The sequence below is a fragment of the Phenylobacterium sp. genome (genome assembly GCF_030645195.1).
In the GTDB taxonomy this organism is placed as follows: Bacteria; Pseudomonadota; Alphaproteobacteria; order Caulobacterales; family Caulobacteraceae; genus Phenylobacterium.
Window position 1 is genome coordinate 20,115 of the sequence record NZ_JAUSLW010000068.1, and the last position, 21,087, is coordinate 41,201.

Annotated in this window: 23 protein-coding genes; 8 read left to right on the forward strand and 15 right to left on the reverse strand. The window is 69.0% G+C overall.

Annotated features, from left to right (window positions below):
• Window positions 1-64: 64 nt before the first annotated feature.
• Window positions 65-1,078, reverse strand: coding sequence for a formylglycine-generating enzyme family protein (locus Q7T09_RS06050; protein ID WP_304698462.1), 1,014 nt, complete (start codon window positions 1,076-1,078; stop codon window positions 65-67).
• A gap of 225 nt (window positions 1,079-1,303) precedes the next feature.
• Between Q7T09_RS06050 and Q7T09_RS06055 the strand changes: the two genes are divergently transcribed.
• The 7 genes from Q7T09_RS06055 to Q7T09_RS06085 all read left to right on the forward strand — a co-directional run bounded on the left by Q7T09_RS06055 (window position 1,304) and on the right by Q7T09_RS06085 (window position 10,247).
• Window positions 1,304-1,684: a cytochrome c gene (locus Q7T09_RS06055; RefSeq protein ID WP_304698464.1), complete on the forward strand. Its 381-nt coding sequence runs from the start codon at window positions 1,304-1,306 to the stop codon at window positions 1,682-1,684.
• Window positions 1,685-1,822: 138 nt separating this feature from the next.
• Window positions 1,823-2,284, forward strand: coding sequence for a CopG family ribbon-helix-helix protein (locus Q7T09_RS06060; protein WP_304698466.1), 462 nt, complete (start codon window positions 1,823-1,825; stop codon window positions 2,282-2,284).
• On the forward strand, window positions 2,281-3,105 hold the full coding sequence (locus Q7T09_RS06065; RefSeq protein ID WP_304698468.1) for an urea amidolyase associated protein UAAP1: 825 nt from the start codon (window positions 2,281-2,283) through the stop codon (window positions 3,103-3,105). Before Q7T09_RS06060 ends, Q7T09_RS06065 begins: the two co-directional genes overlap by 4 nt.
• On the forward strand, window positions 3,102-3,731 hold the full coding sequence (locus Q7T09_RS06070; protein WP_304698470.1) for an urea amidolyase associated protein UAAP2: 630 nt from the start codon (window positions 3,102-3,104) through the stop codon (window positions 3,729-3,731). Before Q7T09_RS06065 ends, Q7T09_RS06070 begins: the two co-directional genes overlap by 4 nt.
• 5 nt (window positions 3,732-3,736) lie before the next feature.
• A complete protein-coding gene (uca, locus tag Q7T09_RS06075; protein ID WP_304698472.1) occupies window positions 3,737-7,354 on the forward strand; it encodes an urea carboxylase in 3,618 nt (1,205 codons plus the stop codon).
• A gap of 5 nt (window positions 7,355-7,359) precedes the next feature.
• A complete protein-coding gene (gene atzF / locus Q7T09_RS06080) occupies window positions 7,360-9,138 on the forward strand; it encodes an allophanate hydrolase (RefSeq protein WP_304698474.1) in 1,779 nt (592 codons plus the stop codon).
• 62 nt (window positions 9,139-9,200) lie between these two features.
• Complete coding sequence (locus tag Q7T09_RS06085) at window positions 9,201-10,247, forward strand: hypothetical protein (protein ID WP_304698475.1); 1,047 nt, start codon at window positions 9,201-9,203, stop codon at window positions 10,245-10,247.
• Here the strand turns inward: Q7T09_RS06085 and Q7T09_RS06090 are convergent.
• From Q7T09_RS06090 to Q7T09_RS06100, 3 genes are read right to left on the reverse strand one after another with little or no spacing between them, the layout of a single operon-like run.
• The gene (locus tag Q7T09_RS06090) at window positions 10,222-11,001 is read right to left on the reverse strand and encodes an ABC transporter ATP-binding protein (protein ID WP_304698476.1); all 780 of its coding nucleotides are present in this window, start codon (window positions 10,999-11,001) and stop codon (window positions 10,222-10,224) included. The genes Q7T09_RS06085 and Q7T09_RS06090 overlap by 26 nt on opposite strands.
• Window positions 10,998-11,822: an ABC transporter permease gene (locus Q7T09_RS06095; protein WP_304698477.1), complete on the reverse strand. Its 825-nt coding sequence runs from the start codon at window positions 11,820-11,822 to the stop codon at window positions 10,998-11,000. The genes Q7T09_RS06090 and Q7T09_RS06095 overlap by 4 nt, the downstream gene beginning before the upstream one ends.
• Before the next feature lie 42 nt (window positions 11,823-11,864).
• A complete protein-coding gene (locus Q7T09_RS06100; RefSeq protein WP_304698478.1) occupies window positions 11,865-12,962 on the reverse strand; it encodes a putative urea ABC transporter substrate-binding protein in 1,098 nt (365 codons plus the stop codon).
• Between the two features lie 253 nt (window positions 12,963-13,215).
• On the opposite strand from Q7T09_RS06100, the gene Q7T09_RS06105 reads away from it, so the two are divergent.
• Window positions 13,216-14,292, forward strand: a complete 1,077-nt coding sequence (locus Q7T09_RS06105) for an isopenicillin N synthase family oxygenase (RefSeq protein WP_304698479.1) — start codon at window positions 13,216-13,218, stop codon at window positions 14,290-14,292.
• A gap of 138 nt (window positions 14,293-14,430) precedes the next feature.
• On the opposite strand, the gene Q7T09_RS06110 is transcribed toward Q7T09_RS06105, so the two are convergent.
• The 11 genes from Q7T09_RS06110 to Q7T09_RS06160 all read right to left on the reverse strand — a co-directional run bounded on the left by Q7T09_RS06110 (window position 14,431) and on the right by Q7T09_RS06160 (window position 21,085).
• Window positions 14,431-14,919: a CopG family ribbon-helix-helix protein gene (locus Q7T09_RS06110; RefSeq protein WP_304698480.1), complete on the reverse strand. Its 489-nt coding sequence runs from the start codon at window positions 14,917-14,919 to the stop codon at window positions 14,431-14,433.
• A 103-nt stretch (window positions 14,920-15,022) separates the two neighbouring features.
• Complete coding sequence (locus Q7T09_RS06115; RefSeq protein WP_304698481.1) at window positions 15,023-15,748, reverse strand: hypothetical protein; 726 nt, start codon at window positions 15,746-15,748, stop codon at window positions 15,023-15,025.
• A gap of 2 nt (window positions 15,749-15,750) precedes the next feature.
• On the reverse strand, window positions 15,751-16,161 hold the full coding sequence (locus Q7T09_RS06120) for an ABC transporter permease (protein ID WP_304698482.1): 411 nt from the start codon (window positions 16,159-16,161) through the stop codon (window positions 15,751-15,753).
• 137 nt (window positions 16,162-16,298) lie between these two features.
• Entirely contained in the window at window positions 16,299-16,751 is a 453-nt protein-coding gene (locus Q7T09_RS06125) for a hypothetical protein (RefSeq protein WP_304698484.1), read from the reverse strand.
• Entirely contained in the window at window positions 16,748-17,344 is a 597-nt protein-coding gene (locus Q7T09_RS06130) for a response regulator (protein ID WP_304698486.1), read from the reverse strand. The genes Q7T09_RS06125 and Q7T09_RS06130 overlap by 4 nt, the downstream gene beginning before the upstream one ends.
• Before the next feature lie 23 nt (window positions 17,345-17,367).
• Window positions 17,368-17,745 carry a hypothetical protein gene (locus Q7T09_RS06135; RefSeq protein ID WP_304698488.1) on the reverse strand — a complete coding sequence of 126 codons (378 nt, stop codon included), beginning with the start codon at window positions 17,743-17,745 and terminating at the stop codon, window positions 17,368-17,370.
• Entirely contained in the window at window positions 17,745-18,302 is a 558-nt protein-coding gene (locus Q7T09_RS06140) for a chemotaxis protein CheD (protein ID WP_304698489.1), read from the reverse strand. The genes Q7T09_RS06135 and Q7T09_RS06140 overlap by 1 nt, the downstream gene beginning before the upstream one ends.
• Window positions 18,299-18,688 (reverse strand): response regulator, encoded by a 390-nt coding sequence (locus tag Q7T09_RS06145; RefSeq protein ID WP_304698491.1) that lies wholly within the window; start codon window positions 18,686-18,688, stop codon window positions 18,299-18,301. Before Q7T09_RS06145 ends, Q7T09_RS06140 begins: the two co-directional genes overlap by 4 nt.
• Window positions 18,688-19,737, reverse strand: coding sequence for a chemotaxis response regulator protein-glutamate methylesterase (locus tag Q7T09_RS06150; protein ID WP_304698493.1), 1,050 nt, complete (start codon window positions 19,735-19,737; stop codon window positions 18,688-18,690). Before Q7T09_RS06150 ends, Q7T09_RS06145 begins: the two co-directional genes overlap by 1 nt.
• Window positions 19,734-20,618, reverse strand: a complete 885-nt coding sequence (locus tag Q7T09_RS06155; protein ID WP_304698494.1) for a protein-glutamate O-methyltransferase CheR — start codon at window positions 20,616-20,618, stop codon at window positions 19,734-19,736. The genes Q7T09_RS06150 and Q7T09_RS06155 overlap by 4 nt, the downstream gene beginning before the upstream one ends.
• Window positions 20,615-21,085 carry a chemotaxis protein CheW gene (locus Q7T09_RS06160; RefSeq protein ID WP_304698495.1) on the reverse strand — a complete coding sequence of 157 codons (471 nt, stop codon included), beginning with the start codon at window positions 21,083-21,085 and terminating at the stop codon, window positions 20,615-20,617. Before Q7T09_RS06160 ends, Q7T09_RS06155 begins: the two co-directional genes overlap by 4 nt.
• Between the last annotated feature and the right edge of the window lie 2 nt (window positions 21,086-21,087).

The following is a 21,087-nucleotide window of genomic DNA, read 5'->3' on the forward strand; positions in this document are numbered from 1 at the left end:
GGCATATATTGGCATCTAGAGTGTCATTAGATGCGGGGGCGGGCAAGCGGCCTTGCGTTGGGGGCTAGCCGGCGGCCCGTTTCACGGTTCGGAAGCCCAGGTGCGACGATCCGGTGTCCGGCGGTCCCGGCTGCCGGGCCGAGGGGCGGTAGCGGAAGCAGTAGTCGTCGGCGCAGAGATAGGAGCCGCCCTTGATCACGTGCTTGGGCGCGGTGGCCCGGGGCTCGGCGGGGTCGTAGGCCATCTCCTCGCCGGGGCCGTGCGGATCGTGGCCGGCAGCCACCAGGCCGGGCTTGTAGAGGTCCTTCGTCCACTCCCAGACATTGCCGGCCATGTCGTGCAGGCCGTAGCCATTGGCGGGGAAGCAACCCACCGGGGCGGGCCTGGCCTGATAGCCGTCGGCGCCGGTGTCGACGGCGGGGAACACCCCCTGCCAGTAGTTGGCCCGGGGCCGGGTCTGGCTGGAGGGCGTGTCGCCCCACTCGTAGCGGGCGGCTTCCAGGCCGCCGCGGGCGGCGAACTCCCACTCGGCCTCCGTCGGCAGGTCCCGGCCGCGCCAGAGGGCGTAGGCGAGCGCGTCCTCATAGGCGATCTGCACGGCGGGCAGCCGGTCCTGGCCGGCGATGGCGCTCTTGGGGCCGGTGGGATGCCGCCACTGGGCGCCGTCGACGATCTGCCACCAGGTGGTGGGATTGGTCAGCTTGGGGTCGGCCAACGCCCCCTTGAACACGATGGCCGAGGGTTTCAGCAGGGCCGGGTCGACGCCGGGATAGACCTTCGGATCGGGCTGGCGTTCGGCCAGGGTCACATAGCCGGTGGCCTTCACGAACTGGGCGAACTCGCCGTTGGTGACCTCGGTGCGGTCGATCGAGAAGGGACCCACGCTCACCGTCCGCGGCGGGCCCTCCTCGGGGCGCAGGGGATCCTCGCCCATGGTGAAGTCTCCGCCGGCCAGGGCCGCCTCGCCGGTAGGTTGGGCCGCGCAGGGCGCCGGCCGCGGGCCGCCCGCCGCCGTCTTTCCGGGCCCGCAGGCGGCCAGGACGAGCATCAGGGACACGGGCAGGGCGATCCGGATCATGGGTCGACACTCCCCCATTGCGACAAATTGCGCCAGCGGTCAGCGGCGCGGGACTTGATTCCGATCAAGGTGGAGGCCTTCGCCCAAGCTTAGCAAGGGGGCGCCGTGAAGGCCGATTCCAGCGACGGGACGTCCGCCCCCCGGGCCCCCTGCTGGACGGGCGCCCCGGAGAGAAATCTCCGGGGCGCTCTCTCCGTCCCATCGGACCCGCAGAGGGCGAACACTATGCTGACGTCTCCCCAAGACCTCTCCCGGACCGCCGGCTGGCGCACGCTCCGGATCGCCGCCCTGTCGCTTTCGATGCTCACCGCCGGCTGCGCCACCTCGGCCCAAGACGGGGTCGCTCCCGGCTCGGCGGCGGAGCGGGGACGGGACCTAGCCGAACTGCGCTGCGGCGGCTGCCATGGCCTTGGCCTCTATGGCGAAAGCCCCCGGTCGCCCTCCACCCCCTTCCGCGACATGCGCCGGCGGATGACCGCGCTCACCTTCCAGCAGCGGATGACCGACATCGCCGAGGGGCGGCACTACGACATGCCGCGCATCGGGCTGAGCGCCGGCGAGACCGAGGACATCGCCGCCTATATCGAGAGCCTCGAGAAGCCCTGACCCTCGACCCCGGCGCGGAAGCCGCCGCGATAGGCGCCCATGACGGGCTCTGCCTAAGAGAAGGGCGCCTGACCGCCTGCGCGGCCTCCCGGCGTATTACGATTTGATCGGATCGTAATACCGACCGCACATCGGGGCATGAATCTCGAAAGCCTTCCCCTGGCGCGTTTGAGTCTGAGCATGCCGGCCGAACTCGTGGCGCAGCTCGACGCCATGGTCACCGAGCGCGGCCTGCCCAGCCGCTCCCAGATGATCGCCGAACTGATCCGCCACGAGCTGGCTGAGCATGGCGAGGAGCGGGCTGGCGTGGTCCTGGCCGGGACCATAACCCTGATCTACCGCACCGAGAGCGGCCGGGTCCGCCAGGCCCTGGCCCAGGCCCAGCAGGCCTATCTGGAGGAGGTGATCTCCTCCCAGCACGTCTTCCTGGAGGACGACCAGTCCCTCGAGGTGCTGCTGGTCCAGGGCCCCTCGGAGCACCTGCGCGATCTCTGCGACGAGCTGCGCAAGATCCGCGGCGTGCAGCAGATCAAGCTGGTGACCACCACCGCCCTCCTGCCGCCCCTGCACGCCCTGCTCGATCCGAAGGACGCGTCATGACCGACACCGCCAATCCCTATGGCGCCCAGGCCCATGCCCGGGCCATGGCCGGAACCCGGGTGGAGTCCATGCCGACCCTGCCGGCCTCCGCCGCCCCCGACCTGCCCCCCGGCGTCGCCGCCGAGGCCATGATCTGGGAGGAGACCGTCGCGCCGGGGGGCTACGCCGCCAAGCAGATCGACCGCGGCGCGCGCCTGCGGCTCGTCGACCTGGCCGGCGACGCCTGCGCCTCGATGCTGGTGTTCAACGCCGAGCGGCCCATCGAGCGGTTGAACGTGGCCGACACCCTCAAGGTCCAGTGGAACGCCTATCTGGGCGCCGGCAAGCTGGTGCTGTCGGACATGGGCAAGGTGATGTTCAGCGTCCTGGCCGACGAGGCCGAAACCCACGACGCCTTTTGCGGCGCCTCCAACCTGGCGACCAATGCGGCCAGGTACGGAGCCGGCGACAACTGGGGCCCCCACCCCAACGCCCGCGACCGCTTCAGCCTGGCGCTCGCCAAGTTCGGCCTTGGCCGCCGCGACATCCATCCCTGCATCAACTGGTTCAAGGGGGTGAGGGTCGAGGACGACGGGTCCCTGACCCCCCGGCACGGCCCCTTCGCGCCGGGCCGCGGCCTGACCCTGCGGGCGGAGATGGACCTCATCGTGGTGTTCGCCAACTGCCCCCACGTCCTGGACGCCCGGCCCGACTACAGCGTCACGCCGCTGCGGGTCAGCGCCTGGCGCGGGCCGGTGACCCCCGCCGACGACCCCCTGCGCACCGCCACGCCGGAGGGCCTGCGGGCCTTCCTCAACGTCGAAGCCGAGTACAGCCGATGAGCGACCCCCTGAGCGGCCTGACCGGCCCCATCGCCCGCGACGACGTCGTGCCCGCCCGCGCCCCCTGGGACGCGGTGGTGCGCAAGGGCCAGACCCTGCGCATCGTCGACCTGGAGGGCAACCAGGCCGTGGACTTCCTGATGTACGCCCTGGCCGACGACGCCGAGCGCTATTCGGCCCAGGACACCATGGCCGCCCAGGGCAATATCTTCCTGCGGACGGGGTCGGTGCTGCTCTCCAACGAGGGGAACCCCATGGCCACGGTCACCGGCACCTCGGTGGCCTATCACGACACCATCGGCGGGGCCTGTTCCTGCGAGAGCAACACCCTGCGCTACGGCCACCACACCAAGAGCCAGCATGCCTGCGTCGAGAACTTCCTGCAGGCCAACGCCAAGCACGGGCGCGGCAAGCGCGATATGGTCTCCAACATCAACTGGTTCATGAACGTGCCGGTCGAGGCCGACGGGGCTCTGGGCATCGTCGACGGCATCTCGGCGCCTGGCCTCCATGTCGATCTGCGCGCGGAGATGGACCTGGTGGCCATCGTCTCCAACTGTCCGCAGATCAACAATCCCTGCAACGGCTTCAATCCGACGCCCGTGCGCATGATCATCGCGGGGTAGGACCAGTGTTCACCAAGGTCCTGATCGCCAACCGGGGCGCCATCGCCTGCCGGATCATCCGTACCCTGAAGGCCATGGGGGTCGGTTCGGTCGCGGTGTTCTCCGACGCCGACGCCGGCTCCCTGCACGTCTCCCAGGCCGACGAGGCGGTGCGCATCGGCCCCGCGCCGGCCGCGCAGTCCTATCTCGACATCGACGCCATCCTGGCGGCCGCCAAGGCCACGGGCGCCCAGGCGATCCATCCGGGCTACGGCTTCCTGTCGGAGAACACCGCCTTCGCTGAACGCTGCGAGGCGGCCGGCATCGCCTTCATAGGCCCGACGCCGGCCAACATCCTGGCCTTCGGCCTCAAGCATACGGCGCGGGAGCTGGCCCACGCTCAGGGCGTGCCGCTGGCCCCGGGCACCGACCTGCTGACGGACGCCGAGGCGGCACGCGCGGCGGCGGAGCGGATCGGCTTCCCGGTGATCCTCAAGGCCACCGCCGGGGGCGGCGGCATCGGCATGCGCGTCTGCGAGACGCCCGAGGCCGTCGCTGAGGCCTTCGCCGCCGTGGCGCGGCTGGCCGGCTCCAACTTTTCCGACGGCGGGGTCTTCCTGGAGCGCTATGTCCGCAAGGCCCGCCACATCGAGGTCCAGGTGTTCGGCGACGGGCAGGGCGGCGTCGTCGCGCTCGCCGAGCGCGACTGCTCGCTGCAGCGGCGCAACCAAAAGGTCATCGAGGAGACCCCGGCGCCCCACCTGCCGGCCGCCACCCGCGCGGCCCTGATGGCGGCGGCCGTGCGGCTCTGCGAGGCCGCCGACTATCGCTCCGCCGGCACCGTGGAATTCCTCTACGACGCCGAGCGCGACGACTTCTTCTTCCTGGAGGTCAATACCCGCCTGCAGGTGGAGCACGGCGTCACCGAGCAGGTCACCGGCGTCGACCTGGTGGAATGGATGATCCGCGGGGCGGCCGGCGACTACGCCTTCCTTGACGCCTTCGACGGGACCGTCAGGGGCGCCTCGATCCAGGCCCGCCTCTACGCCGAGGACCCCGGCCAGGACTATCGGCCCTCCTCCGGCGTGCTCACCAAGGCGAGTTTCCCCGACGGCGTCCGCGTCGACACCTGGGTCACCGACGGCTCGGAGATCAGCGCCCATTACGATCCGCTGCTGGCCAAGCTGATCGTCACCGCCGCCGACCGGCCGGCCGCCGTCCGCGCCCTGCAGGACGCGCTCGACCGCACCGCTCTGTTCGGCCTGGAGACCAATCTCGAATGGCTGCGCCAGGTGGCGCGCAGCCAGGCCTTCGTCAGCGGAAAGGTCTCCACCCGAGCGCTCGCCGAGATCACCTTCAAGCCGTGCACCATCCGGGTGCTGAGCGGCGGGCCGGCCACCACCGTCCAGGACTATCCCGGCCGCCTCGGCTACTGGGACGTGGGGGTGCCGCCCTCGGGGCCGATGGACGCGCTGGCCTTCCGGCTGGGCAACCGCCTGCTGGGCAATCCCGAGGACGCCGCCGGCCTGGAGATCACCGCCCTTGGCCCCAGCCTGATCTTCAATCATGAGGCCGTGGTCTGCCTGACGGGGGCCGAGCTGGAGGCCAGCCTCGACGCCCAGCCGGTGGCCACCTACGCCCCCATCGCCATCGCCGCGGGCCAGACCCTGAAGATCGCCCGGGTGAAGGGTGGGGGCCTGCGCGCCTATCTGCTGGTGCGCGGCGGGCTGGATATCCCGGCCTATCTCGGCAGCCGCTCCAGCTTCACCCTCGGCGGCTTCGGCGGCCATGCGGGACGGACCCTGGCCGCAGGCGACGTGCTGCACATCGGCCTGGCCGCCGCGGGCGAAGTCTCAGCCCCCCTGGCGCCGGCCCTGAGGCCGGAGCTCTCAAAATTCTGGGTGCTGCGGGTCCTGGCCGGGCCCCATGGCGCGCCGGACTTCTTCACGCCGGGCGACATCGCCATGGTCCACGCCGCCGAGTGGAAGGTGCACTACAACTCCAACCGCACCGGGGTGCGCCTGATCGGGCCCAAGCCCCACTGGGCGCGGCGCGACGGCGGGGAGGCGGGGCTGCACCCCTCCAACATCCACGACAACGCCTACGCCATCGGCGCCATTGATTTCACCGGCGACATGCCCATCATCCTGGGTCCCGACGGTCCGTCCCTGGGGGGCTTCGTCTGCCCCTTCGTGGTGATCCAGGCCGACCTCTGGAAGGTGGGCCAGCTGGCACCCGGCGACACCGTCATGTTCGATCTGGTGGACGACGCCGCGGCCACGGCGGCCGAGGTGGATCAGGACCGCCTGGTGGCGCGCCTTGAACCCGCCCCGCCCTCTGTCGCGGCGGCGGTCCGCGACCTGGCGGAACTCACCGATCCGATCCTGGGGGAGATCGAGGCCATCGATCACCGGCCCCGCGTGGTCTATCGCCGCCAGGGCGACCGCCACCTGCTGGTGGAATACGGCCCCATCGTGCTGGATCTGGAGCTGCGCCTGCGCATCCACGCCCTGATGCTGGAGCTGCAGGCCCAGGCCCTGCCGGGGGTCATCGATATCACCCCGGGCATCCGCTCCCTGCAGGTCCACTATGACAGCCGCGTCCTGCCCCAGGGCAGGCTGCTGGCGGCCCTGATGGAGATGGAGGAACGGCTGGGCGGTCTCGACGACTTCGAAATTCCCAGCCGAGTGGTCCACCTGCCGCTGTCCTGGAAGGACCCGGCGATCTACCAGACCATCGACAAGTACATGGCCTCGGTGCGCGACGACGCCCCCTGGTGCCCGGACAACATCGAGTTCATCCGTCGCATCAACGGCCTGGCGAGCGAGGACGACGTCCACCGCATCGTCTTCGACGCCCGCTACCTGGTGATGGGCCTGGGCGACGTCTATCTGGGCGCCCCCGTCGCCACCCCGGTGGATCCGCGCCACCGTCTGGTGACCACCAAGTACAACCCCGCCCGCACCTGGACCCCGCCCAATGTGGTGGGGATCGGCGGGGCTTATATGTGCATCTACGGCATGGAGGGGCCGGGGGGCTATCAGCTCTTCGGCCGCACCATCCAGGTCTGGAACACCTACCGGCAGACGAACGCCTTCACCGAGGGCAAGCCCTGGCTGCTGCGCTTCTTCGACCAGATCCGCTTCTTCCCCGTGACCCACGAGGAGCTTACCGAATGGCGTCGCGACTTCCCCCTGGGCCGCCGCGAAATCCGCATCGAGGAGGAGACCTTCAGGCTCTCCGACTACCGCGCCATGATGGCCGACAACGCCGAGAGCATCGCGGCCTTCCAGGCCACCCGCCAGGCCGCCTTCGAGGCCGAGCGGCACGACTGGGAACTGAAGGGCGAGTTCGCCCGGGTGGAGGCCTTGTCGAGTGAAGCGATAGATAACGCCCCCACGGCCGCCATCGAGGCGCCCGGCGGCTCGGAGTTCGTCGAGGCGCCTCTCGGGGGCAGCGTCTGGAAGATGCTCGTCGAGGTGGGCGACCATGTGGAGAAGGGCGCGATCATCGCGGTGATCGAGGCCATGAAGACCGAGTGCGACGTGGCCAGTCCCAGCGCCGGCGTGGTCCGCCAGGTCTATGCCCAGGAGCGTCAGCCCATCGCCCCGGGCGCCCCGATGATCGCCCTCGAACCGGCCTGAGCCCCATGACCCGTCCCTCCGTCACCGCCATCGCCGCCGAGGTCTCCAGCGGCAAGCGCTCCGCCGAGAGCGTCATCGCCGAGGCCCTGGACTCCATCGCCGCCTATGACGACGTCCAGGCCCACGCCTGGATCATGCGGCCGGACCCCCAGGCCGTCCTGGCCCAGGCCCGCGCGGTGGATGCGCGCATCGCGGCCGGCCAACAGCTTCCGCTCGCCGGTGTCCCCTTCGCGGTGAAGGACAATATCGACGTGGCCGGTCTGCCCACCACGGCCGCCTGCCCGGCCTACGCCTACGTTCCCAACGAGACCGCCACCGTCGTCACCCGCCTGCTGGCGGCCGGCGCGATCCTGATGGGCAAGACCAATCTCGATCAGTTCGCCACCGGCCTGGTGGGCGCCCGCAGCCCCTATGGCGCGCCGGCTTGCGTCTACAACCGCGACTATGTCAGCGGTGGGTCGAGTTCCGGGTCGGCCGTGGCCGTCGCCGCGGGCCTGGTGGCCTTCGCGCTTGGCACAGACACGGCGGGCTCGGGCCGGGTGCCGGCCGCCTTCAACGGCTTGATCGGCTTCAAACCCACCAAGGGCCGCTGGAGCAGTTCCGGCGTGGTTCCGGCCTGCCGCTCCCTGGACTGCGTGACGGTGCTCGCCAACGACGTCGCCGACGCCGCCCTGGTGGATAGCGTGGTCGCCGCCTTCGATCCGGCCGACGCCTATTCCCGCGCCGCCCCGGCCGCGCCGTCCCTGCTGGGCGAGAGCTTCCGGTTCGGCGTGCCGAAGGCCGACCAGCTGATCTTCATGGGCGACGATCAGGCCCAGGCCCTCTATGGCCAGGCCGTCGCGCGGCTCACGGCCACCGGCGGCGTCCCCGTCGAGATCGACATCGAGCCCCTGCTGGAGGCCGCCAAGCTGCTCTATAGCGGCCCCTGGGTCGCCGAGCGCACCGCCGCCATCGAGCCCCTGCTGCGGCAGACCCCGGCGGCGGTCCATCCCGTGGTCCGCGCCATCCTGCAGGGCGGCTTCGGGGTGACCGGGGTGGAGACCTTCCGGGGCCTCTATGCGCTGGCCGACCACGCCCGCGCCGCCGAGGCGATCTGGCCCCAGGTCGCCGTCCTGCTGCTGCCCACCACGCCGACCATCTACCGTCTGGCCGAGGTGATGGCCGAGCCCTTCGCCCTGAACGGGGCGCTCGGCCTCTACACCAACTTCGTCAACCTGCTGGATATGAGCGCCATCGCGATCCCGGCCGGGTTCCGCGACAACGACACCGGCTTCGGCGTCACCCTGATCGGCCAGGCCTGGGCGGACCACGTCCTCCTCGACCTGGCCCGCCGCTACGAGGAGATCTTCCCCATGCCCGACGCCCCCGCCCTCGATGTCAGCGGCAAGCCCCAGACCGTGAAGATCGCTGTGGTCGGCGCCCACCTGGCCGGCATGCCCCTGCACTGGCAGCTCACTTCCCGCGACGCCAGACTGTTGAGCCGCACGAAGACCGCGCCGGCCTACAAGCTGTTCGCCATGACCAACACCACCCCCTTCAAGCCGGCGCTGATCCATGTCGGCGAGGGCGGTGGGGCCATCGAGGTGGAGATCTACGAGTTGGGGGTCGAGGCCTTCGGTAGCTTCGTGGTGGAGGTGCCCGCGCCGCTAGCCATCGGCACGGTGACCCTGGAGGACGGCGCCTCGGTGAAGGGCTTCGTCGCCGAACCCCGCGCCATCGTCGGCGCGCAGGACATCACCGCGCTCGGCGGCTGGCGCGCCTATGTCGCGGGATTGTCGGCCTAGCCGCCGGGCACGGACGATTCTAGAAGGGAGCTGACGCTTCCTCTCTCGACGACAAGGCCTCCATGCTGAGCTGGATCCATTCGACCCTGGGCCACGCCTGGGGGCCCTTGCGCCTCTTCGATTCGTTCTTCTTCCTGGCGGGTACGGGCTTCGCCGCCAGCGCCCTGGTCACCTGGCTGATCCTGCCCCGCCTCTGGTCGCGCCTGCCCACCGACCGGGGCCGGGCCTTCGCCGTCAATGCCGAGATGAGCGTCGGCAAGCCCATCAGCGCGGGCCTGATCTTCGTCAGCGTCTTCGTCGTGGCCTGTCTGATCTTCGTGCCCTTCGGGGCGCGCTGCCTGCTGACCCTGCCCCTGATGGTGGCCGCCATGCTGGTGGGCTATTTCGACGACCGGCGGGGCGGGTTCTCGGAGTACCAGCTCGCCCTGATGGACCTCGCCATCGCCGTCGGCGCGGCCATGGTGATCTGCGGCTTCGAACCCACCACCATCTGGCTGCCGGGCTGGAAGGGCGTGCTGACCCTGGGCCCCTGGCTGTCCATTCCCCTGGCCACCGGCATCATCTGGCTCTCCATCAACGCCACCAACTGCTCCGACGGGGTGGACGGCGTCTCGGGCAGCCTGACGGGCACCGCCATCCTGCTGCTGGGGGGCCTGCTCTACGCGGTGATCGGCAACGAGGTGGTGGCCGGACACCTCAACATCCCCGTCACCCGCGAGGGCGCGAACTGGGCGATCATGGCCTTCCTGATGGTGGGCTGCGTGGCGGGCTACCTCTGGTACAACGCCGCCCCCAGCCTGGTGCTGATGGGGGACGCGGGCTCCCGGCCGCTCGGCCTGCTGATCGGCATGCTGGTGGTGGCCACCAACAATCCGCTGTTCCTGCTGCTGGTGGGCTCGGTGATCCTGATGAATGGCGCCACGGGCCTGGTGAAGGTGGCCCTGCTGCGGTTCTTCGGCCTGAAGATCCTGGCCGGGATTCGCTTCCCGCTGCACGACCACTGCCGCAAGGAGCTGGGCTGGTCCAACACCCAGGTGCTGGTGCGCTTCATGCTGGTGCACCTGGGCCTCTCGGCCCTGCTGGTCATCCTGGCGTTGAAGGTGCGCTGAGGCCCGCCAGCACCGGCGGCACCACCCGGCTCTTCTTGTCGTCCAGCGGGAAGTCATAGACCGCCGTCGAGCCGTAGCGGTGCGGCGCCTGGGGATCGTGGCGGCGCTTGTCGAAGGCCACCACCCGGGTGCCCAGCTTGAAGGCCTCCTTGATGTCGTGGGTGACCATCAGGATGGTCAGCCGGTGCTCGGCCCAGAGCTCGGTGATCAGCCCGTGCATGTCCAGGCGCACGCCCGGGTCCAACGCGCCGAACGGCTCATCGAGGAGCAGGATGCGCGGCCGCGTCACCAGGGCTTGGGCGAGCGCCAGCCGCTGCTGCATGCCCCCCGACAGCGCCCGGGGATAGGTCTTGAAATTGTGCTCCAGGCCCACCCGCGCCAGCAGGGCCTTGGCGGTCTCCCGCGCCGCCTTGCGCGCCTTGCCCCCCAGCCGGCCGCGCAGGGGGGAGCCCGCGCAGTCCAGGCCGAAGGTGACATTGTCGAGCGCGTTCATGTGCGGGAAGACCGAGTAGCGCTGGAAGACCACCCCGCGGTCGGGGCCGGGCTCCGGCGACAGGGGCTCGCCGTCCAGCAGGATCTCGCCCCGGCTCGGCGCCTCCTGGCCCAGCGCCAGGCGCAGGAAGGTGGACTTGCCCGCCCCCGACGGCCCGATGATGGAGACGAAGGCGCCCTCGGCGACGTCGAGGCTGACCTTCTCCAGGACGATCTTGGACCCGTACTCGACCCAGACATTGCGGAAGGAGAGCACGCTCATCGCACGTTCCGCGGCGGGTGGGCCCAGGCGAAGCTGGTGCGGCTCCAGGCCTGCAGGCCTAAGTCCATGATCACCGCCAGCAGCGAGATCCAGACGACGTAGGGCAGGATGATATCCATGGCGAGATAGCGGCGGACCAGGAAGATCCGGTAGCCGAGGCCGACGTCCGAGGCGATGGCCTCGGCCGAGATCAGATAGACCCAGGCCGGGCAGAGGGAGAGCCGCAGGGAGTCGATCAGCCGGGGCAGGGCCTGGGGCAGGGCGACCCGCAGCAGGGTCAGCCAGGTCGAGGCGCCCAGGGTCTGGGCCTTGACGATCTGCTCCTCGGGGATGGCCGCCACATGGCCGGCCAGGTCGCGCACCATCACCGGGGTGACGCCCACGAAGATCAGCACGATCTTCGAGGTCTCCCCCAGGCCGAAGACAATGAACAGGATGGGCAGGACCGCGATCGGCGGGATCACCGAGATCGCCGCCACCAGGGGCCCGAGGCTGGCCCTGACATAGGGCAGCAGGCCGATGGTCAGGCCCAGGACCAGGGTGGTCGCCGCCGCCAGACCCATGGCGATCCCCAACCGCCTCAGGCTGGCCTTGGTGTCGGCGACCAGGGGAACCTCGCCGGTGCGGGGATCGGGCTCGAAGGCCATGGTCTGGATGCCCGCGGCCATCGCGGCGGGGATCGGGGTGATCTTGTCGCGGGGGTTCTCGGTGTGCCGCGCCGTGGCGATCACCAGGTAGAGCAGGACCAGGGCCAGGATCGGCAGCAGGCCCAGAAGGAGGCGACCCCCGACACGCGGCCGCGCGTTCAGCAGACGGCGCATCGGGAAGTCACCTCCAGAGGGTAAGCGGTTACTGGGACAGGCCTAGAGCTTGCCGTCCGCGGCCATCTGCACGTAGGTCGGGTCGAAACGCAGCTTCACGTTCTTCGGGTCGCCCAGGATCTTGCCGCCCGGGAACTCGATGCCGATGTCGTCCACCGACTTGGCGCCCTGGCCGAACAGGCCGTTGGTGAAGCTGAACTTGCGCACCTTGTCGTTGGCGGTGACCAGGTCGGGGCTGACCGTGGCCGCCAGCGCCGCCTTGGGGTCGTAATAGAGGTAGGTGGTCTTCAGCTGGCTCTCATAGCCGGCCAGGTCGGTGCCGGAGATCTTGGCCATGGCCTCGCGGGCGGCCTTACCGGCGGCGTCCTGCTGGTTCATCAGCATGGTGGTCTCGTACCAGATGCCGGCCAGCGCCTTGGCCAGGTTCGGATTGGCCTTGGCTGCGTCGGTGGAGATGATCATGCCGTCGAGGATCTCGCCGGGGATCTTGGATGAGTCGAACACCTCCTTGGCGCCCGGCATCGCCTTGATCTGCGACAGCTGCGGGTTCCACGGCACGACGGCCTTGGTCTCCGGGGCCGAGAAGGCCGCCACGATGTCGGCGTCGGAGGTGTTGACCACCTTGACGTCGGTCATCTTCAGTCCGGCGCTCTCCAGCCCGCGGGCCAGCAGGTAGTGGGAGACCGAGTTCTCGACGAGGTTGACCGGACGGCCCTTGATGTCGGCCAGGGTCGCGCCGCCCTTCAGGATGATGCCGTCATTGCCGTTGGAATAGTCGCCGATCATGATGAAGGTGGTGTCCTTCCCGGCGGCGGCGGGAATCGTCAGGGCGTCCATGTTGGTGGAGGTCACCGCGTCCAGCTTGCCGGCGGTGAACTGGTTCAGGCTTTCGACATAGTCGTTGATCTGCACCAGCTTGATGTCGACGCCGTACTTGTCGGACCACTTCTTCACGATCCCGGCCTGCTCGGCATAGGGCCAGGGCATCCAGCCGGCATAGATGGTCCAGCCGACGGTGTAGGTCTTGGCGGCGGGCGCCGCGGCGGTCTTGGTTTCCGTCTTCGGGCTACAGGCGGCGAGCGCCAGGCCGACAAGGGCCGCCGTCGCGGCGACTTTCACTCCGGTAAGCCACTTGGTCATATCGATCCCCTGTTCCGCAGACGCGCCCTCGCCCGTCTTTCGAGCGATATTACTGAGTGCGCAGATCGTAATAATCCACGGCTCCGGCGCGCGCGGCGCGGAGACGCCGCAAGGCGCCGCAAAACTACGCAGGGCGCCGCCAGGATGAGCGTCCAGGCGTCAATCGGCGGGCCTCTCGCATGGGATTCGCTGGTCGCCTGGATGAATACGAACTGGGAGATTGGTAATACGCGCGACCCTGGGGAGATGGCTCGTGACACGCAACTTCCAGACCGTGCCGGTGGTGGATATCTCCGGACTCGACGCCCCGGCGCTGGATGAGCGCCAGGCGGTCGCCGAGGCCCTGGGGCGGGCGGCACGGGAGGCGGGCTTCCTCTATGTCACCAGTCACGGCCTTGCCCCGGTCCTGATCGCCGACCTGCTGGCCGCCGCCCAACGCTATTTCGCCCAGCCGATGCTCGTGAAGATGGCCTCCTATATCGGCGGCTCCACCAACCACTCCGGCTACGTGCCGGAGGGCGAGGAGGTCTTTCCGGGCGGCAAGATCGACAAGAAGGAGGCCTACGACATCGGCCTCGACTGGCCGGCGGGGGACGACCGCGCGCCGATGATGGGACCCAATCTCTGGCCGGACGACCAGGGCTTTAGAACTGCAGCCGGCGCCTATTATCAGGCGGTCTCAGGCTTGGCCCGGCGGCTGTTCGGCGGCTTCGCCCTGGCGCTCAGCCTGCCCCAGGACCACTTCGAGCCCCACCTGACCTGTCCGCCCAGCCAGCTGCGGGTGATCCACTATCCCTTCGACCCGCACGCCCACCCCGACCAGCAGGGGATCGGCGCCCACACCGATTATGAGTTCTTCACCCTGCTGCATGGGACCGCGCCGGGTCTGGAGGTGATGAACGGGCAGGGCGCCTGGATCGACTGCCCGCCGATCGAAGGCGCCTTCGTGGTCAATATCGGCGACATGCTGGAGGCCTGGACCAATGGCGAGTTCGTCGCCACCTCACACCGGGTCCGCAAGGTCGGCGAGGAGCGCTACAGCTTCCCCTTCTTCGCCACCTGCGACTATTGGACGGTGGTGGAGCCCCACCCGGACTTCGTCACGCCAGCGCGCCCGGCCCGCTATCCGCGTCTGATCTCCGGCGACCACCTGCTGTCCCAGACCATCGCCACCTTCGGGTATCTGAAGGACCGGCGAGAGGGCGCTGTGGCGAGCCCGGCGCCCGGCTTCGGCGCGTTCGGGCCAAAACCTGCCCAGACTTTAGGCAGGCGCGCCGAGCAAACTGAAACCGCGCCGCCCCGCCGTATTCGACGCCGCCGCCGGGCCTAGCCTCGAACCTCGTCTGGAGGTTCCCATGACTCCTCGAAAAGCCCCGAAAGCCGCGCCGCCGCCGGCGGCCGTCCCCTGGATCGTCCTGCTGCGATCGGCCCTGTTCCAGGCCATGACCGTGCGGGCCGACCGCCTGGGCTAGCCGCCGCTGGCGCGACGCCGGGCCGTCTCCGGCTCGGCCGTGCCGTGGGCGTGCAGGGGCGGCAGCAGGGAGCGCGTGGTCACCAGCTTGAGCTGCTGCACGGCGCGCACCCGCCTCAGGCGGTCGCAGAGCTGCTGCAGCCGTTCCGCCGATCCCTGGACCAGCAGCACCTCCAGCGAGCGGTCCTCTTCCAGGAAGACGTGCTGGGAGGAGATCACCTCGGGCAGGTACTCGCTCTGCACGCGGGCGAGCGCATGACGCACCCGGCCGCTCTCGGCGCGATAGATCAGGGTGATGGTCCCGGCCAGGACCCCGTCGGCCAGGCCGCCGTCCGCGTCGGCCAGCTCGTGGCGGATCAACTCGGCGATCATCTGCGAACGGCTGGGCAGGCCCCGTCGCGACACCAGGGCGTCCAGTTGCGCCAGCAGCTTGCTGGGCAGGCTGACGCCGATGCGGGCGAGCTGGGGAAGGAGGTCCGGGTCCAAGGCGTAATCCAAACATGACAGGCGGCCCCGGCCGACAGTCGCACGGGCGATGCGCGGCGATCAACGCGACAGGTCCGATTTCGCGGACTCTCGATCGTCCGCCTCAGGAGGGGGCAGGCGCCGGGACGTCGCAGTCGATCAGGGTCCAGGCCAAGGGATCGACGCCGCCGATATCCTGGCCCTCAAGCCAGGGATAGGAGGACAGGGTCACCCGTCGCCCGGCGCCCACCATCTCGCCGTGGCAGATGCGCATGGAGAGCGCGGCGACGGCGGCCTCGCGCCGTCCCGCCGCCAGGGCCTCGGTGACGATGGCCGCCAGGGACTCGCCCTTCGGCAGGGGCGTGTCCCGGTCGAGGATCTCGGTGAAATAGTTTCCGGCGATCACCAGCAGGCCGCCGCCGCCCGCCTTCCGGTAGGACACCAGGGGCGAGGCGCTGCCGGGCTCGCGCCGCCAGATCTCCTGGTAGTCGGAGTGGATGCCGTCCTCGATCATCACCTCGCCGTTCACGGCGAAGGTGGCCTCGTCGGGCGAGTGGCTGGGGGGCTGGTAGTCGAGATCGCGCCGCCACAGGCAGACGTTTCCCGTCGCGGTCAGCTCGCCGGCGAAGCCCTGGACGGCCGCCAACCCGATCAGCTCGGCGTCGGTATAGTCGGCGAACCCCGTCGCCCCGGGACGGTTGGGGCGATCGGCCTTCACCCGCAGGTCAGCGTACCAGGAGCGGGCCTGCAGCCACAGCACCGCGGTGGTCTCGTCGCGATAGCCCTTTGGCGTGGTGATCACCTCGCGGCGCCACAGGCCGGTGAGTTCTGGGGGGACGAAGGTGGTCATGGTCAGGCCTCCAGGGGCCGGTGGCGGCCCATCAGCTTGGCCAGATCGCCGATGGCCGCCAGCAGGCTGAAGGCGGCGAAACCGAGGGCCATGAAGATCACCGCGCCGACGCACATGGTGGGCTCATAGCCCGATTTCAGGCTGCTGAAGATGCGGATCGGCAGGGTCTGCACCGAGAAGCCGGCCACCATGTAGGCGATCAGGTACTCGTTCAGGCTGAGCACGAAGACATAGACCAGGGCGCAGAGGATGTAGGGGATCATGGCCGGCCGGACCACCATGCGGAAGGCCTCGGTGTCCCCGGCGCCCATGGTCTGGGCCGCCTCGATCAGGGCGCGCTCGATGAACTGGAAACCCACCGACAGCATGGCCACCGGAATGCCCACCAGGATCACCGAGTGGCTCAGCACCACGTTCTCGATCCGCCCTACATGCCGCCCGTCCCATAGCATGGTCGAGAATATACGAACTAGTGAGTTTGTTGTGAGCCTTCGCGCGAGCGTTCCACGGAGGGCCGGACTCAGAGGTCGCGAAGCGGGTGGGAGGGACCTTAGCTGGCGTCGAGGCGGTCGGTGATGGCCCAGAGGCCGTCGACCACCGACTTCAGCTGCTCGGCGTCCTTGTCGTCCTTGCTCCAGATCAGCCGCAGGGCGCTCACGTGGACCCCGATGGAGGTCCAGTCCTGGCGATCCTTGGTGCGCAGGCGGTCGGTGAGCTCGCACAGGCTGTAGGAGGCGTCGCACAGGGTGCGCATGTCGAACATGCCAGCGATGTCGAGCACCACGGCGCTCTCGATATAGATGTCGTCAGCCGAGGCGGTCTTCTCGGCGCACATGGTTTCCAGACGCCCGATGGTGACGCCGAGGGATTTCTTGGCGTCACCGGCCTGGGCGGCCAGCTCGCGCCGGGCCCTCTGGGTGGCGATGTCGGCGGTCATGCCTCCGGGCTTGGCCACCTGCTGGGACAGGCGGTGTTGGACCTTGATGAACTCGGTCTTGCTCAAATTTGCACCCGTGCAGGCTTCATAAGCATGTCGACCTCGTTCTGATCCATGTTGGGATCGGTGGCGGCGCCGACGTGGGTGGACAGATCGTCCTTACGACGGCCCTTCACCCCGAGGGGCGGGCCGAGATTCTTGAATCGACGGTCAGGGCCGACATAGTTGGCGCTCTTGACCATCTGGCGTTCGTCCCGGGCCACCCAGAAGATTCGCTGCAGCAGGATCTCCGGTGTGAAGGGCCGGGTGAGGATGAAGTTGGCGCCGGAGTCGCGGCTCTTCTCCACCATGCTGCGCGGGGCGTGGCCGGTGAGCATGATGACGGGGGTGAAGATCAGCTCCGGCGGGGCGTCGCGCCGCAGCCAGCGGACGAAGTCGTAGCCGTCCATGTCGGGCATCTGGGCGTCGGTGATGACCAGGTCGAGTTCCTGATTCTTCACGTAGTGCATGGCCTCGGCGCCTGAGCCGCACTTGAACTGCTTGCGGACCCCAAAGCCGCGGACCATCGCGCTCAGCGCTTCGAGGGCCTGCGGATTGTCATCCACGAGCAGGACCACCGAGCGGTCCAGATTGATGCGGATGTTGGGGTCAAGGGCCATGGCGCGATGGGTGGTTCGCTGGACTAAAAGAGGTCTAGGTCGCCGGATTCCGAGGCGACCAGCGCCTCGGCCTCCCGCGTCACCTGGGCGAGCCGCATGGCCAGATCGCCGAGGGTGACCCCGGCGATGGCGTCGGAAAGGTCGTACTCGCCGCCGACCTGCGACTGGGTCGAGAGCCGGCGCGTGAAGGTCGCCAGGGCCGCCAGGTGCTGGGTCAGCACGTCGACGGTCTGGGCCTCATGCAGGGCGATTTCCAGGGTCTCGCCGCGGCTGGCGCGGACCAACTGGGTGACGAGCATCTCCAGGCGGTCGCACAGGGCGCCGGCATGTTCCAGCTCGTCAGCCAGGGAGGCCAGGAGCTGCGGGGTCTGGTTGGGTTTGGACTGGGCGGAAGGACTCATCAGAACAGCTCCAGTGACCCTTCGTCCTCGACCACCGGAACGGGTTTGGGCGGCGTCTTCAGGCGCGCCACTTCGTTGGTGTCGGTGACGGTGCGCTGCTGCGCGCGGCCGGTTGTCGGCCAGTATTGAACCCGGCGCGCGCCGACGCCGCCGAGGCTGCCGCCCACCACCGGAATGCCTTCGTCGCGAAGGAATTTCTCGGCGAAGGCGGCGTTGGAGGCGCCGACGTCGGACAGGCCGTCGAACATGCGGGCGCCGCCGAACAGCTTGGCCTCCATGCGTTCACGCCTGGCGCCGTTCCGCAGGAGCTCGTTGATCAGCAGCTCCATGGCGTAGGCCCCGTAGCGGCGGCCCTCGTCGAGGCCCTCGACCTTGCCCTCGGGTAGGAGAAAGTGATTCATGCCGCCGATGCCGGTCTCGGTGTCGCGCAGGCACACCGCGACGCAGGAGCCGAGAATCGTCGTCAACATGACGTCCGGATCGGAGGAGACGTGATGCTCCCCCTGGACGACATGGACCCGTTTGCCGGGACGATTTGAGACGTTCTCAACGATCATGAAAGGGGTCCAAACACCGCTTCGATTTTTTCTTTTAGGGTCTGCGTCGTGAACGGTTTGACCAGATAATTATTGACGCCGAATTGAACCGCCCGCTGAACCAGCTCGCGATCGGCGCGGCCGGTGAGCATGATCACGGCCACCTTCGAGGTCGGCCCGTGGGCGCGGATGGCGCGCAGCAGGCCAAGACCGTCCAGTTTGGGCATGTTGAAGTCGGTGATCACCAGGTTCACCGGCGTGCTCAGCATGGCCCTCAGGGCTTCCTCGCCGTCGGGCGCCTCGCGGGTCTGGGTGATCCCCAGGGCGTGCAAGCTCGTGCGGATGAGCGAGCGCATCGTCTGTTGATCGTCGACGATCAGGGTTTTCAGGGCGGACGCGGCAGGCATCACACGTTCCTTTGCGACTCGGCGGTGGCCGAGCAGGTGTTGAGAATAGCCGGGCCCATCCGTGACAGCCCGACCTGCTTTTCCACCGCCCCGATCTCGAAGGCGGCCTTGGGCATGCCGTAGACGACGCAGCTGGACTCGTCCTGGCCCAGGGTGTGGGCGCCGGCCTGACGCATGGCGAGCAGACCCTCGGCCCCGTCGCGGCCCATGCCGGTCAGGATCACACCCACGGACGGGCGGTTGAGCTTCGCCACGGAATGGAACAGCACGTCGACAGACGGGCGGTGTCCGTTGACGGGCTCTGACTCCCGCAGGCGGCAGACCGGGTGGCTGGAGGAGACCACCTCCAGGTGGGCCGCGCCGCCGGGGGCGACATAGACGTGGCCCGGCAGCAGCCGCGCGCCGTCTGTGGCCTCGGCCACCGTCGCACCGGAGATCCGGTTCAGGCGGTCGGCGAAGCTCTTGGTGAAGGTCGCCGGCATGTGTTGGGTGATGACCGTTGGCGGGCAGGTGTCGGGGAAGTTGGCCAGGATGGTCATCAGGGCTTCGACCCCGCCGGTGGAGGAGCCGATCGCCAGGATCAGGTCGCCGGCGGCGGCGTAGTTCTTGTCCCGCTCCACCGGGGCGACCGGGCCGCTATAGGGGCGCACGCGGGCGCGGGCCGCGGCCTTCACCTTTTCCGGCAGGTCGGCGAAGGCCTCGTGCGGGGTGACGCCGCCGCCGGGCACCGGCTTGCCGACGCAGTCCACCGCGCCCAGCTCCAGGGCCTCGATGGTGATCTCGGCGCCCTTCTGTGTCAGGGTCGAGACCATCACCACCGGCGTCGGGCGCAGGCGCATGATCTTTTCGAGGAACTCGATACCGTTCATGTGCGGCATCTCGACGTCGAGGGTGACGACATCGGGATTGAGTTTCTTGATCTGCTCGCGGGCTTCCAGCGGATCGTTGGCGAAGCCCAGGACCTCGATGTCGGGGTCGCGCTTCAGGGCCGCGGCGATCAGGCCGCGCATGGTCGCCGAATCGTCGACGATGAGGACTCCAACCGTCATCGGCCGCTCCTCAGGGCATAGGTGGTGAGACCCGTGGTCTCGAAGATCTGGGTGGCCGGACCGGTCACCCGTTCGGAGTGGCCGATATACAGCGTTCCGCCGGGGTTGAGCATCGGGGCGAAGCGGCTCCAGATGCGTTCCTGGGTGGGTTCGTCGAAATAGATCACGACGTTGCGGCAGAAGATGACGTCGAACTTGCCCTTCATCGGCCAGTCGCCGATCAGGTTCAGCTCGCGGAAGGCCACCAGGGCGCGCAGTTCGTCGGCCACTTCCCAGCGGTCGCCGGTGCCTGTAGCGGGCTTCTTGAACCAGCGGCGGCGCAGGTCGACCGGCACCGGGGCGATGGCTTCCTCGCGATAGATGCCGGCGCGGCCCTCGGCGACCATGTTGGGGTCGATGTCGGTGGCCAGAATCTTGACGTCGAGATTGGCCGCTTCCGGCAGGGCGGCCAGCACCGTGATCGCCATGGAATAGGGTTCCTGCCCGTTGGAGCAGGCGGCCGACCAGAGGCGGATCTTCCCGCCCTTGCGGGCCCGGTCCACCAGGGGCGGCAGGACCACGTCGCGCAGGTGGTCGAAGTGGTGCGGTTCGCGGAAGTAGCGGGTCACGTTGGTGGTGAGCGCCGCCATCATGGCCTGGCGTTCGTCCACCTCATTGGAGTCCTCCACCAGGGCGCAGTACTCGCGGAAGGAGCGCAGGCCGAGCGACCGCAGCCGCTTGGCCAGGCGCGAATAGACCAGCGCCGCCTTACCCTCGGCCAGCGCGATTCCGGCGTGGGCGTGCAGGATCTGGGCGATCTGCTGGAAGTCCTCGTTGGTGAAGAGGAACTCGCCCTCCACCAGGCTGCCGTTCTTGCCGCGGGACTCGGGGAAGCTGCTCATGCGGCCTCCGCTTCGATTTCGGGCAGGACGCGCTCCAGCGAGATCAGGCTGACCATGCGGCCGTCGATGGCGAACAGCCCCTTCACGAAGGTCTTCACCTGGTCGCAGGCGACGTCGGGCGTGGGTTGGACCATGTCCTCGGTGACGTTGATGATGTCGCTGACGGCCTCCACCAGCAGGCCCAGGGTCCGGTGACCCTGGTTCACCACCATGATGACGTGGCGGGCGCTGGGTTCGGCGGTGACCAGGCCCAGTCGCGCGCCAAGGTCCACGATCGGCAGGACGGCGCCGCGCAGGTTGATGACGCCCTTCATATAGGCCGGGGTGCGGGGCAGGGGGGTGGCCGTGGTCCAGCCGCGGATCTCCCGCACCTGCATGATGTCGACGCAGAACTCCTGGTCGCCGATCCGGAAGGCGATGAGCTCCCGGGCGGGCCCGACGGTGGGTGTGTTGATGGCGGTGGTCATGC

Bases quoted from the DNA above. Each gene is read 5' to 3' on its own strand.
- Q7T09_RS06115 (WP_304698481.1), bottom strand. From the start codon at position 15,748: ATGACCACCTTCGTCCCCCCAGAACTCACCGGCCTGTGGCGCCGCGAG.
- Q7T09_RS06065 (WP_304698468.1), top strand. From the start codon at position 2,281: ATGACCGACACCGCCAATCCCTATGGCGCCCAGGCCCATGCCCGGGCC.
- atzF (WP_304698474.1), top strand. From the start codon at position 7,360: ATGACCCGTCCCTCCGTCACCGCCATCGCCGCCGAGGTCTCCAGCGGC.
- Q7T09_RS06100 (WP_304698478.1), bottom strand. From the start codon at position 12,962: ATGACCAAGTGGCTTACCGGAGTGAAAGTCGCCGCGACGGCGGCCCTT.
- Q7T09_RS06050 (WP_304698462.1), bottom strand. From the start codon at position 1,078: ATGATCCGGATCGCCCTGCCCGTGTCCCTGATGCTCGTCCTGGCCGCC.
- Q7T09_RS06140 (WP_304698489.1), bottom strand. From the start codon at position 18,302: ATGATCGTTGAGAACGTCTCAAATCGTCCCGGCAAACGGGTCCATGTC.
- Q7T09_RS06135 (WP_304698488.1), bottom strand. From the start codon at position 17,745: ATGAGTCCTTCCGCCCAGTCCAAACCCAACCAGACCCCGCAGCTCCTG.
- Q7T09_RS06155 (WP_304698494.1), bottom strand. From the start codon at position 20,618: ATGAGCAGCTTCCCCGAGTCCCGCGGCAAGAACGGCAGCCTGGTGGAG.
- Q7T09_RS06055 (WP_304698464.1), top strand. From the start codon at position 1,304: ATGCTGACGTCTCCCCAAGACCTCTCCCGGACCGCCGGCTGGCGCACG.
- Q7T09_RS06150 (WP_304698493.1), bottom strand. From the start codon at position 19,737: ATGACGGTTGGAGTCCTCATCGTCGACGATTCGGCGACCATGCGCGGC.
- Q7T09_RS06060 (WP_304698466.1), top strand. From the start codon at position 1,823: ATGAATCTCGAAAGCCTTCCCCTGGCGCGTTTGAGTCTGAGCATGCCG.
- Q7T09_RS06090 (WP_304698476.1), bottom strand. From the start codon at position 11,001: ATGAGCGTGCTCTCCTTCCGCAATGTCTGGGTCGAGTACGGGTCCAAG.
- Q7T09_RS06095 (WP_304698477.1), bottom strand. From the start codon at position 11,822: ATGCGCCGTCTGCTGAACGCGCGGCCGCGTGTCGGGGGTCGCCTCCTT.
- Q7T09_RS06145 (WP_304698491.1), bottom strand. From the start codon at position 18,688: ATGCCTGCCGCGTCCGCCCTGAAAACCCTGATCGTCGACGATCAACAG.
- Q7T09_RS06085 (WP_304698475.1), top strand. From the start codon at position 9,201: ATGCTGAGCTGGATCCATTCGACCCTGGGCCACGCCTGGGGGCCCTTG.
- Q7T09_RS06070 (WP_304698470.1), top strand. From the start codon at position 3,102: ATGAGCGACCCCCTGAGCGGCCTGACCGGCCCCATCGCCCGCGACGAC.
- Q7T09_RS06160 (WP_304698495.1), bottom strand. From the start codon at position 21,085: ATGACCACCGCCATCAACACACCCACCGTCGGGCCCGCCCGGGAGCTC.
- Q7T09_RS06130 (WP_304698486.1), bottom strand. From the start codon at position 17,344: ATGGCCCTTGACCCCAACATCCGCATCAATCTGGACCGCTCGGTGGTC.